Origin of the sequence: Bacillus sp. BD59S (assembly GCF_007363175.1) — a bacterium.
Lineage (GTDB): Bacteria > Bacillota > Bacilli > Bacillales > Bacillaceae_G > Bacillus_A > Bacillus_A pacificus.
Window position 1 is genome coordinate 5,235,001 of record NZ_CP034686.1, and the last position, 12,388, is coordinate 5,247,388.

8 protein-coding genes, 1 rRNA gene and 3 pseudogenes (1 of these 12 cut by a window edge) are annotated in these 12,388 nt (G+C 38.7%); 9 read left to right on the top strand and 3 right to left on the bottom strand.

Going from position 1 to position 12,388, the window contains the following annotated elements; genetic code table 11:
• Positions 1-2,245: ribosomal RNA gene (locus EKQ63_RS29355) — 23S ribosomal RNA — on the top strand (it extends 677 nt beyond the left edge of the window).
• 201 nt (positions 2,246-2,446) lie between these two features.
• Positions 2,447-3,349, top strand: coding sequence for a hypothetical protein (locus EKQ63_RS29360; protein ID WP_087952292.1), 903 nt, complete (start codon positions 2,447-2,449; stop codon positions 3,347-3,349).
• A gap of 256 nt (positions 3,350-3,605) precedes the next feature.
• Here the strand turns inward: EKQ63_RS29360 and EKQ63_RS29365 are convergent, their stop codons facing one another.
• A complete protein-coding gene (locus EKQ63_RS29365) occupies positions 3,606-4,148 on the bottom strand; it encodes a DUF6843 domain-containing protein (protein WP_143881747.1) in 543 nt (180 codons plus the stop codon).
• A 162-nt stretch (positions 4,149-4,310) separates the two neighbouring features.
• On the opposite strand from EKQ63_RS29365, the gene EKQ63_RS29370 reads away from it, so the two are divergent.
• Positions 4,311-4,886 (top strand): peptidase M56, encoded by a 576-nt coding sequence (locus tag EKQ63_RS29370; RefSeq protein ID WP_087952666.1) that lies wholly within the window; start codon positions 4,311-4,313, stop codon positions 4,884-4,886.
• A gap of 28 nt (positions 4,887-4,914) precedes the next feature.
• Here EKQ63_RS29370 and EKQ63_RS29375 read toward each other — a convergent pair.
• Positions 4,915-6,015: pseudogene (locus EKQ63_RS29375) on the bottom strand (glutamate decarboxylase); the annotation flags it as partial.
• Between the two features lie 150 nt (positions 6,016-6,165).
• On the opposite strand from EKQ63_RS29375, the pseudogene EKQ63_RS29380 reads away from it, so the two are divergent.
• The 6 genes and pseudogenes from EKQ63_RS29380 to EKQ63_RS29400 all read left to right on the top strand — a co-directional run.
• A pseudogene (locus EKQ63_RS29380) lies at positions 6,166-7,383 on the top strand (spore germination protein); the annotation flags it as partial.
• Between the two features lie 71 nt (positions 7,384-7,454).
• Positions 7,455-8,447 (top strand): S-layer homology domain-containing protein, encoded by a 993-nt coding sequence (locus tag EKQ63_RS29385; protein ID WP_143880477.1) that lies wholly within the window; start codon positions 7,455-7,457, stop codon positions 8,445-8,447.
• A gap of 195 nt (positions 8,448-8,642) precedes the next feature.
• Positions 8,643-9,536, top strand: coding sequence for a helix-turn-helix domain-containing protein (locus EKQ63_RS29390; protein ID WP_143880533.1), 894 nt, complete (start codon positions 8,643-8,645; stop codon positions 9,534-9,536).
• A gap of 43 nt (positions 9,537-9,579) precedes the next feature.
• Positions 9,580-10,455 (top strand): annotated as a pseudogene (locus EKQ63_RS29395) (Cna B-type domain-containing protein); the annotation flags it as partial.
• Entirely contained in the window at positions 10,456-10,614 is a 159-nt protein-coding gene (locus EKQ63_RS30780; protein ID WP_223290807.1) for a Cna B-type domain-containing protein, read from the top strand.
• Positions 10,615-10,775: 161 nt separating this feature from the next.
• Positions 10,776-11,366, top strand: a complete 591-nt coding sequence (locus EKQ63_RS29400) for a TetR/AcrR family transcriptional regulator (RefSeq protein ID WP_143880582.1) — start codon at positions 10,776-10,778, stop codon at positions 11,364-11,366.
• Positions 11,367-11,612: 246 nt separating this feature from the next.
• Here the strand turns inward: EKQ63_RS29400 and EKQ63_RS29405 are convergent, their stop codons facing one another.
• Positions 11,613-12,368 (bottom strand): DNA cytosine methyltransferase, encoded by a 756-nt coding sequence (locus EKQ63_RS29405; RefSeq protein WP_143880500.1) that lies wholly within the window; start codon positions 12,366-12,368, stop codon positions 11,613-11,615.
• Between the last annotated feature and the right edge of the window lie 20 nt (positions 12,369-12,388).

The following is a 12,388-nucleotide window of genomic DNA, read 5'->3' on the forward strand; positions in this document are numbered from 1 at the left end:
AAGCGAGTCTGAATAGGGCGTTTAGTACGTGGTCGTAGACCCGAAACCAGGTGATCTACCCATGTCCAGGGTGAAGTTCAGGTAACACTGAATGGAGGCCCGAACCCACGCACGTTGAAAAGTGCGGGGATGAGGTGTGGGTAGCGGAGAAATTCCAATCGAACCTGGAGATAGCTGGTTCTCCCCGAAATAGCTTTAGGGCTAGCCTTAAGTGTAAGAGTCTTGGAGGTAGAGCACTGATTGGACTAGGGGTCCTCATCGGATTACCGAATTCAGTCAAACTCCGAATGCCAATGACTTATCCTTAGGAGTCAGACTGCGAGTGATAAGATCCGTAGTCAAAAGGGAAACAGCCCAGACCGCCAGCTAAGGTCCCAAAGTGTGTATTAAGTGGAAAAGGATGTGGAGTTGCTTAGACAACTAGGATGTTGGCTTAGAAGCAGCCACCATTTAAAGAGTGCGTAATAGCTCACTAGTCGAGTGACTCTGCGCCGAAAATGTACCGGGGCTAAATACACCACCGAAGCTGCGGATTGATACCAATGGTATCAGTGGTAGGGGAGCGTTCTAAGGACAGTGAAGTCAGACCGGAAGGACTGGTGGAGTGCTTAGAAGTGAGAATGCCGGTATGAGTAGCGAAAGACGGGTGAGAATCCCGTCCACCGAATGCCTAAGGTTTCCTGAGGAAGGCTCGTCCGCTCAGGGTTAGTCAGGACCTAAGCCGAGGCCGACAGGCGTAGGCGATGGACAACAGGTTGATATTCCTGTACCACCTCTTTATCGTTTGAGCAATGGAGGGACGCAGAAGGATAGAAGAAGCGTGCGATTGGTTGTGCACGTCCAAGCAGTTAGGCTGATAAGTAGGCAAATCCGCTTATCGTGAAGGCTGAGCTGTGATGGGGAAGCTCCTTATGGAGCGAAGTCTTTGATTCCCCGCTGCCAAGAAAAGCTTCTAGCGAGATAAAAGGTGCCTGTACCGCAAACCGACACAGGTAGGCGAGGAGAGAATCCTAAGGTGTGCGAGAGAACTCTGGTTAAGGAACTCGGCAAAATGACCCCGTAACTTCGGGAGAAGGGGTGCTTTCTTAACGGAAAGCCGCAGTGAATAGGCCCAAGCGACTGTTTAGCAAAAACACAGCTCTCTGCGAAGCCGTAAGGCGAAGTATAGGGGGTGACACCTGCCCGGTGCTGGAAGGTTAAGGAGAGGGGTTAGCGTAAGCGAAGCTCTGAACTGAAGCCCCAGTAAACGGCGGCCGTAACTATAACGGTCCTAAGGTAGCGAAATTCCTTGTCGGGTAAGTTCCGACCCGCACGAAAGGTGTAACGATTTGGGCACTGTCTCAACCAGAGACTCGGTGAAATTATAGTACCTGTGAAGATGCAGGTTACCCGCGACAGGACGGAAAGACCCCGTGGAGCTTTACTGTAGCCTGATATTGAATTTTGGTACAGTTTGTACAGGATAGGCGGGAGCCTTTGAAACCGGAGCGCTAGCTTCGGTGGAGGCGCTGGTGGGATACCGCCCTGACTGTATTGAAATTCTAACCTACGGGTCTTATCGACCCGGGAGACAGTGTCAGGTGGGCAGTTTGACTGGGGCGGTCGCCTCCTAAAGTGTAACGGAGGCGCCCAAAGGTTCCCTCAGAATGGTTGGAAATCATTCGTAGAGTGCAAAGGCATAAGGGAGCTTGACTGCGAGACCTACAAGTCGAGCAGGGACGAAAGTCGGGCTTAGTGATCCGGTGGTTCCGCATGGAAGGGCCATCGCTCAACGGATAAAAGCTACCCCGGGGATAACAGGCTTATCTCCCCCAAGAGTCCACATCGACGGGGAGGTTTGGCACCTCGATGTCGGCTCATCGCATCCTGGGGCTGTAGTCGGTCCCAAGGGTTGGGCTGTTCGCCCATTAAAGCGGTACGCGAGCTGGGTTCAGAACGTCGTGAGACAGTTCGGTCCCTATCCGTCGTGGGCGTAGGAAATTTGAGAGGAGCTGTCCTTAGTACGAGAGGACCGGGATGGACGCACCGCTGGTGTACCAGTTGTTCTGCCAAGGGCATAGCTGGGTAGCTATGTGCGGAAGGGATAAGTGCTGAAAGCATCTAAGCATGAAGCCCCCCTCAAGATGAGATTTCCCATAGCGTAAGCTAGTAAGATCCCTGAAAGATGATCAGGTTGATAGGTTCGAGGTGGAAGCATGGTGACATGTGGAGCTGACGAATACTAATAGATCGAGGACTTAACCATATAATGTAATGAGAGGGCTCTCTAGATAAAAAAATTTACTTCGTGAAAAAGTTACTTGCTATATTATTAACCTTATTACCTTACAGAAGTGTAATGATCTTTTTGTTGACGTTCTTTAAAATCTGTAACTATAATGATTACACGATAATTGATAATGAGAATCAGTTGGTGAATAGATGTGATTGGAGATGTTTTTAGTATATGAAAAAAGTCATTTTAGCTGGTGCATTAGGAATTGCAGCATTTACAGGAAGCAATATACCAGGATTAGATTCACTAACAGCAAGTGCAGCTGTACAAGAGTTCAACACTACAGTTGAGGGGAAAGTAATAGAAGTACAGTCAAATTATTTTATCATTGAAAGTAAAGAATTAAATGAAAATGTAACTATTTATACTGATTTTCAAGCAAATGCAAAACCAGGTGAATATGTAAAAGTAAATAGTAATGGTCTATTACTTCAAAACGCATTTACTACAAGCTTAACGGCTAATTCTGTTGAGCATTTTGAATTAGCTCCTGGAAACTATGAGAAATATACAGTAGGGCATGTAAGTGAAGTTTCTTCTAATGAGTTATTAGTTACATATATAGATAATAACGGAAATTCAGAGGATCTTTGTGTACCTCTAAAAAAAACTCATAACTTTAAAGTTAATAACTTAGTGAAAGTAGAAAGTGATTTTTGGGCGAGATCCATACCACCTATAGCTGTAAATGCAAAAGTAGAAAAAGTTAAAACGCAAATTAATGATTATAGTACTAGTACTAAGTCTTTAGAAAAAGAAGGTACAACATTGAAACCAGGAATGTATGAAAAAGAAGATGGTCAACCTAATTTTGTAATCGGAGAAATTACAAAATTAGACAAAGATTATACTGATTATGTAGCTGTCAAGTACCCTTCTAAAAATGGGAAAAATGATGTTGTTTATGTGGATTTAACACAAGGTCAACATTTTAATATAGGTGATATGGTTCGAGTAGATTTTCATGATGGATCTAATTTCCATGGAATCGATAAAACAACGTATGACCATATCCAGAAAATTAACGATAAAATTAAACAGAATACAAATGAAGAGCAATGGGTTTGGTCTTGATTTTAATAAAATAAAATTATCCATCTATAATGTATATACCAATTCAAAGAGTCTTGTAATATGTTACAAGGCTTTTTTGAATTAGTTACTTTAAAACATTATCTTCTGGTTCATTTTTATTAGCTGCTTGCAAAAATGTTATATTTCTGTCGTGGACACCCATTCATATAAGTAACTATAATAGCTACATCAATTGGGTATATGTTACATTTATATAATTTCTCAGAGATACATATTTATATAATGATTTTCCTGTTTATATTCTTTTGACTGGAAAGTCTATACCTTTCATATACTTCTCTTTTACATGAGCTAGTAAGTCCCTCAGCTTATTCTCTGCAGGGTGTTCTTGATTTTCTGGAACTTCTCTCCCGTATGATGAGAAGATTTGTGAGCATGCACTAGGTGTGACTTCCAATTTCGCGTATGAGAATGTATGCTCATTTTCTTTACCAATGTTTTCAGTAGTGCCTCCATTTGAACCAACGTGTATACAGCTTTCGTCAAGTTTGGTGCGCTTACCTTCCTTGTTAACCGTGTAATATGTGTCATTGACTTCTCCATATTTCATATTAACTGTTGATGTCACTGCGGTCCCGTCTGTAGAAAAAGTAACAACACGAAACCCATCTTCTTCTGGCAACAACTCAGCTCCTGGAACATTATATAGAACCAAAAGGTCTCCTTTGTATGCTTCTGGAATGAGATAAATGGTATCTGTAGTGTCTTTTCCGAATCGGACACAACCGCTTAAAAGAATTATAATAAAGATCCCGCAATACATGATAACTATTCTCATAGAGTCTCTCCGGTTATGTATAAGAATGGTATAATATGTATTATATAATTCAATATATTTCTTTGGATAGAATAAGTTTCTAGTTTGAAGTCAATTTTACTATTGTCATATAAATGATTGATGTCAGTGGATGATTGGCATGAAGAGAAATGGAGTGAATTAATGAGCAGACGTTTTGCATTAACATATGAAAATAAGATTTTGAGAAAGATAATGATTACCGTAAGCATTGTCATACTCGTTTTCATGGCAACAGGGGGTGATTCTGTCCAAAATGATGCAAAGGATGTAACGGAGATTCCGCTAAACAACAAATTAGAATCCCTTATTTCAGAAAGTATCATTGCCTGGAACCAAGACAAATTAAATCATACAGAAAAACAATTTGAGACGCATGTAATCTATGGAACTGAAATGAAGGATGAAAAAATGTATGTCTACCTTCATTCCCTCATGCAAGGATACGACCGCGAAACACAGACAGTTTCTCAAGCAGGACATTTACTTCCAGTCCGTGTGACAGTCATAAAAAATGGGGATGATTACATCATTGAAGATTACCGTGAACCAGGAGATGGTACTGAAAATGAACCTACTTTGCGCAACATGTTCCCGAAAAAATATGCGGATCAAGCACTCACTATCTCAAATGAAACGATTCAATCATTAGAATCTCGTATGCAAGAATCTGTTTCTAAGTGGCTGGAAGATACAAGTAATAAGAGACAAGATAGATAACAAATAAAATATTCAAAATCGAATATTATACAAAAAAATAAAGCCTTTTCCCCAAACGCAGGTAATTGTAATATTGCAGGAGTACTTGTGCACCAGGACGTGAAAAATTCAGGGCAAAAGTTGGCATGTTGCCGCCTAAATAGGAGACGCGGAAGATTAGATCCTCAGGGAGATCATCCGCTTCCCTCCAAATTATCCAACCCAATCCAGGATAGACTAATCCATATTTATGTCCGGATACATTGATGGACTTTACCCTCGGCAATTGAAAATCCCAGACTAAATCTGGTTGAAGAAACGGGGCTATAAATCCGCCCGAAGCCGCATCCACATGCATAGGAATGTCAAGTCCCGTCCTCTCCTGTAAATCGTCCAACGCTTTTGCAATGGCAGCAACCGGTTCGTAACGTCCGGTATAAGTCTCACCGAGAATCGGTACCACACCAATCGTATTTTCATCCACGGCTGCAATGACCCCCTGAGGATCCAATCGGGAATGCTCAGGGCTAACCTTTACATAGCGTGGTTCAACCTCCCAATAGTTCGCGAATTTTTCCCAAACGACTTGAACAGCAGAACTAAACACAATATTAGGCCGATCCACCGACTTCCCCTCTCTTTTGCGTGCATTTTGCCAGCGTCTCTTTAACGCAAGCCCCCCGAGCATACATGCTTCCGACGATCCAGTTGTTGAAACGCCCATAGTTGTAAGGGGGCTAGGGGAATGCCAGAGATTGGCTAAAATGCGAACACACCGCTCCTCAATTTCAGCTGTCTGTGGATATTCATCCTTATCAATCATGTTCTTATCAAATGATTTAGCATATAGCCGCTCTGCGGTAGGCTCCATCCAGGTGCTAACGAACGTTGCAAGATTCAAGCGTGCATTGCCATCTAGAGTAATTTCATCATGGACGATTTGATACGCTGTTTCTGGTAACATGCCTTCATCAGGCATGTTAAATCGCGGAACGACTGATTCTCCTTTGCGGGCAAACAGAGGATTTATAGAAAATTCGGGAGGCAGCTCCATTTGCACATGACGCGGTAGATATTGTGGATTATCTGGCATAATCTCTTTTTCTTCATATGTATCGTTTTGAACTTCTTCTTTTCGATCCTGCGGCATACTAGTCCCCCTTAATTAATGGTTTAACAAATATATTATTTACAAAAATATATTTGTTAAACCAAGGAGGAAATTCTATTAAAAGGTACTGCCACCATTCAAATTAAAGAAATATAGTTTGTGATTATAAAATAGAAATCGATTTATATTGTTATAGAGGGAGTATTGAAAGCTAATATCGTCATTTTAACAGATGGTGAGAGTCAAGCCCTGATTGCGGATTTAAAAGGGTTTGAAAAACGTAGTATTGAAGAGCCTGCTGCCGAAATCTCTGTTCGCGGTCCTCGGGACGGTTTTACAGAAACGTTAAGAGTCAATACGAGCCTTATTCGCCGAAGAATTCGGAGCCAAAAACTAAAAATGGAACCCTATTCGATTGGGGAATTATCACAGACAGATGTGGCGATTGCCTACATTGAGGGCATTGCTCCAGATTCCGTTTTGGAAGAAGTTCGACAAAGGATACAGCGAATTCAAATTGATGGGGTGCTGGAGTCCGCTTTCATTGAAGAGTTTATCGAGGATCAACCTTTTTCTCCCTTTCCGCAAATTCAGAACACCGAGCGGCCAGATGCGGTGTGTGCAAGTCTTTTAGAAGGGAAAGTCGCTATTTTAGTGGATAACACCCCCTTCGTTTTAATCGTTCCTATGACATTTTGGACAGGTCTGCAAGCAGCGGAGGATTATTATGAACGCTCGATCTACACAACCTTTATTCGATGGATACGTTTAGTATTAATCAACATTTCATTATTTCTTCCTTCTCTCTATGTTGCTATTACAACCTTTCATCCGAAATTAATCCCAACAAATTTGCTTATTAGTATTGCAGCTGCTCGAGAAGGCATTCCTTTCCCTGCTGTCATAGAAGCGCTAATGATGGAATTTTTATTTGAAGGTTTGAGGGAAGCTGGCGTTCGGTTGCCAAAACCCGTTGGATCAGCAGTTAGCATTGTGGGAGCACTTGTCATCGGGCAAGCTGCCGTGCAAGCAGGTATTATTTCTGCACCTTTGGTTATTGTTGTCGCGACAACAGGTATTGCGTCGTTTGCGTTCCCGCGCTACAACTTGGGAACAGCTTACCGGATGCTACGCTTTCCGATGCTGTTATTGGCGGGGATGCTTGGACTATATGGTATTGCAATAAGCACCCTTGCAATTTTGATTCATGTAACTAACATTCGTTCTTTTGGTATTCCGTATCTAAGCTCGGTTGCTCCTCAGACTCCGCGTGATTTAAAGGATGTTTTGCTCCGAACACCGCGGTGGAATATGACCCACCGCCCTATAATGGTATCCGGTGAAGATAAAATACGTTTTCCAGATGGACAACAGCCAGGTGCGAAACGAGGAGGAGACACAGAATGATCCTGCACAGGGTATTAATATAATGAAAAAAGAGTTATATCCGTTGTTTTATATACTTAGGAGGAATTATAATGAATTTTAAACATGTACTTGTAACAGGATTAATTACCGCTACGCTATTCGGCACAACGAATACTCATGCACAAACTGCAGCTTTCACTGATGTACCAAGTGGGCATTGGTCTGAAAGTTCTATTAACTACTTAGCTGATAAAAAGGTAATTAGTGGTTATGGAAACGGAAGATTTGGTTTTGGAGACAATGTAACTCGTGGACAAGTATCTGCGATTATTTCAAGATACCTAAAATTAGAAAACAATGGATCTACAATCAAAAATTTCTCTGATATCCATGGCCATATGTTTGAAAACAGTATTAAAGCAGTTGTTCAAGCAGGAATCATGAAAGGGGACAATACTGACAAATTTAGACCCGATGATACATTAACTCGATACGAAATGGCTGTTATCTTACAAAATACTTTTCATTTAGCTGTAAAAACAAACGACCTTTTCCATGATGTTTCAAATAATCATTGGGCAAAAGACTCTGTTCGTTCATTGTATAGTAATGGCATCACAAACGGAATTGGAGACTATCAATATGGCGGAGAAATGAATGTAACAAGGGAACAATTTGCAAAATTTATGTATAATGCAATTTTTGTAAACCCTAACTTTGTTCCTGAGTCTATTCCTCAGAAAGATGGGGATGAGCATAATTATAAAGAAATTCATAATATATTGATTGATTCTGGATTTGAAAAAACCCAATATAACTACCGATATGATAAAGATGGTAAAGCATATAATAACCTTATGACTTTTGAATTTTCTTCTGACGATGACAGAGCATATAAAATGTTTATTTCTAGTGATGATCCTGTATTAAACGAGCCTGTGAAAAAAATCCTAAAAAACCTCCTACCAACTAAAGGAGATTATCTGTACAATATAATGCAAAATCCTACTGCAAGCTCTCGAACAATAGAATTGGATGGTCGCAATGTTGAAATTTATAGGGATGGCTATCATATAAATGTTTTGCTTGGAAAACGAAAATAGTAAAAGTTACTTATAGATGATTTAAATGGTCCTTTTGCATAGGGCATTTAAAGGAGCTGCTCATAAATTGGTTTCACTGCTTATGGGACGGATAAGGCCTTTACAACAAACAATAATTGCAACTAAATTATTTTTACATTACATTAAGATTAGAGAATATTATACTAATAAAGCACTAAATAGTAGGTGGAGAAAATGGAATTTAACGATTTGGGTATTACCATTAAAGAACTTCGAATGAAAAAAAATATATCACAATCCGAATTATGTCATGGAATATGTTCACAAAGTCAAATTAGCAAGATAGAAAAAGGTTTGATTTATCCATCTAGCATATTGTTATATCAATTATCAGAAAGACTTGGTGTTGATCCAAATAATATATTTGCACTAACTCAAAACAAAAAAATAAAATATATAGAAAACGTGAAATATGTAATACAAGATTGCTTAAGGCAAAAACAATATAAAGAACTTTATGAAATAGTAAAAAAAGAGAAAAACTTAAATAATTTTCAAACAAAAGAAGAGAAACAATTTCTACTATGGAATGAAGCAATTGCTATATTTATGGTAAAAAAATCAACAAAAACTGCTTTAACTCTTTTAAATCATGCGTTAAAACTAACTTTAACCAATTCTGATTTTTTATCAGAAAGAGAAATAGATATTATGCAGACTCTGGCTATATTTTATGCAGAAAACAAAGAATATGAAAAAAGCATTAATATATTAAAAAAATGTTTGACTAATTTTAATAAGTTAGATTTTCCTAGAAATAAAGAAATTAAATTAAAAATCATTTTAAATTTAGCAAAATGTTTAGACTTCACATATCAACATGAAGAGGCAATAAAATACGTTGATAAGGGCATCAAATTAGCAATTAATCTAAATACTTTATACCTATTAGGTGAACTATTCTACTTAAAAGGTCAGTATTTATTAAAGATTAAACAACACAATGTAGAAGAGGTTGTTTGTAACTGGAAAAAAGCATTATTTATATTTGAACTAACAGAAAAAGAATATTACTTAAAAATACTACCAGATAAAATTATTGAAATACAAAATAAAAAACACTCATAATTCCGTAAAAACTACTTACAAATCCCTATAGGACTTAGCGGCATATGATGCCGAAGGAAATGCATACAAGTATGAAGTAAAAGAACAACCGGTGGATGGATATAAATCAGAGGTACATGGCTATGACATTACGAATACAAAAGTAGCGAAATTAACAGTAGAAGGAACAAAAACGTGGAACGATAACAACGCAACAGATCGTCCAAGCTCGATTAAAGTAGACTTACTACAAAACGGTAAAGTAGTAGATACAAAAGAAGCAACAGCGGCAACAAACTGGAAATATGCATTTGCGGATGTAGAAGCATATGACGCAAATGGAGTAGCATACAAGTATGAAGTGAAGGAACAGCCAGTAGCGGGATACCAATCTGACGTACACGGCTATGACATCACAAATACAAAAGTAGGCGAAACAAAAGTAGAAGGAACGAAGACATGGAAAGACGATAACGCGAAAGATCGTCCGGAAATGATTACAGTAGACCTTTTACAAAATGGTATAGTGATTTCGACGCAAGAAGTAAGCAAAGTAACAGGCTGGAAATACGAATTCAAAGATTTAGCAGCGTATGATATAGAAGGTAAAGCATACAAGTATGAAGTGAAAGAGCAAGCAGTACCAGGATATGAATCAAAAGTAAGTGGTACTGACATCACAAATACAAAAATAGGTCAAACAAAAGTAGAAGGAACGAAGACATGGAAAGACGGAAATGCGAAAGATCGTCCGGAAATGATCAAAGTAGACTTACTACAAAACGGTAAAGTAGTAGATACAAAAGAAGTAACAGCGGCAACAGAATGGAAGTACACATTTGAAAACCTCAAAGCATACGATGCAGAAGGTAAAGCATACAAGTATGAAGTGAAAGAGCAAGCAGTACCAGGATATGAATCAAAAGTAAGTGGTACTGACATCACAAATACAAAAGTAGGCCAAACAAAGGTAGAAGGAACGAAGACTTGGAAGGATGGAAATGTAAAAAACCGTCCGGAAATGATCAAGATTGATCTATTACAAAACTTAATTTCAAACCAACAAATTCACTTATTTTACATGGATAATATAATTTGATTAACTTCTTTTCAAACTGTATTGTTTGAGATTTTCATAAGATAGGGATTGATAAGATATTTCTGTTCCGAACTTATTTATACTTACAAAAAAATCAAGAAAATAGAGGGTAAACATTACCTAGAATATTAGGATCGTTTTCATTAGGAGGATTACAAAGCATGGCTAAAGTTGATAAGGTAAAAGAAAAAATTATTGAAACATCTTTATATTTATTTAATACTAATGGGATAACTCGCACATCCATCCAGGATATAATGACAGCTACTGAACTATCTAAAGGAGCTATTTATCGTAGATTCAAAAATAAAGAAGAAATTGTCCTTGCTGCCTACGACAAAAGTGGTGAAATTATGTGGAACCATTTTCATAAAGCGATGGAAAATAAAAAGACAGCAATCGATAAAATCCTTGCAATTTTCCTTGTATATCAAGATGCAGCTAATAATCCTCCTATTGCTGGAGGCTGTCCATTACTTAATAGCGCCATTGAAAGTACTGGAGTATTTCCAGAATTACAAAAAGCAGCAGCAAAAGGCTATGATGATACAGTAATGTTAATGGCCTCTCTCATAAAGGAAGGAATAGAGAAACAAGAACTTAAAGAAGATATAGACATTATATCGCTCGCTTCTTTTCTTGCCTCTTCAATGGAGGGAGCTATTATGGCAAGTCGAGTATCTAACGATAATATACACCATCAATATTTCATTGAACAAATAAAGCATCATCTTTACTCTTATTCTAAATAAGTGAGAACTTGCATCGCCTTCATTCAATTTTTATAAACTTAAATTCAATAAATACTCCTCATAAAAAGTATCTTCTGTTTATGAGGGGGAGATATTTTTTTAGCAGAGGTAGCTTACAGACGTATATTCTATAACCTATAACCTTTTCAGAAATCATTCATATTTTATTTCTGAAAAAGTTGCTCTGTTTTGTAAAAAGGTGGTTGCGGAAACAACTGCCTTTTTATTTATGAAAAAATGAAATTTTTATAATAAACCTTCAATCTTTGCTATTGCTTCAAATATTGGATAGATTTGCTGTGGCACCACCGCGTTACCTAAGAATCTCAATCTATCTTCGTCCAATCTTGTGGCAGTCCCATCATCCATTCCACAAATTGCAGGTTGATTTTCTTCCCAATATGTTCTGGAAAGTGTTCCCCGATTGATCCTGGTAATGTCTTTCCGTGGCTGCCGTTTACTTCTGAAGGGCACAACCCTCGGATCGGCTTGTAATTTTGGCTTGTCGTTGGAGTGGCCAACAATAAATGTCCGGTATCTTTGATGTGGCGCCCCAACACTGACAGCCGGAAATACGAACGTCCTTGTCGAGTAATTTTCTTCTTCCAAGTCGGAGAGCACGGTGTCCAAGCCCATTGTGACGTGTCCAGCAACATTTTCTCCAACAAACCAAGTGGGTCTGAGTCCTCTAATGAGTCGGAAGACTTCTGGCCATAACCATCTTTCGTCTTCTGCACCTCTTCGCTTACCAACAAGACTTTCTCCCTGACAGGGATATCCTGCTGAAATAACTCCAATTGAATCAATGTCAACACCTCCATCTATTAAGGATTGTTTCGTAAGTTTATATAAATCCGGGAAAACAGGAATGTTAGGATAGTTCTTTCTAAGTATCTTCTGATTGAACTCTTCTATTTCGCAAAAGGCTAATGTTTCAATTCCAGCCCAATCTGCTGCCATGCTTATTCCTGCAATTCCCGAACATAGATCCAACATTTTCATTTCCTATTCCCCTTTGTATT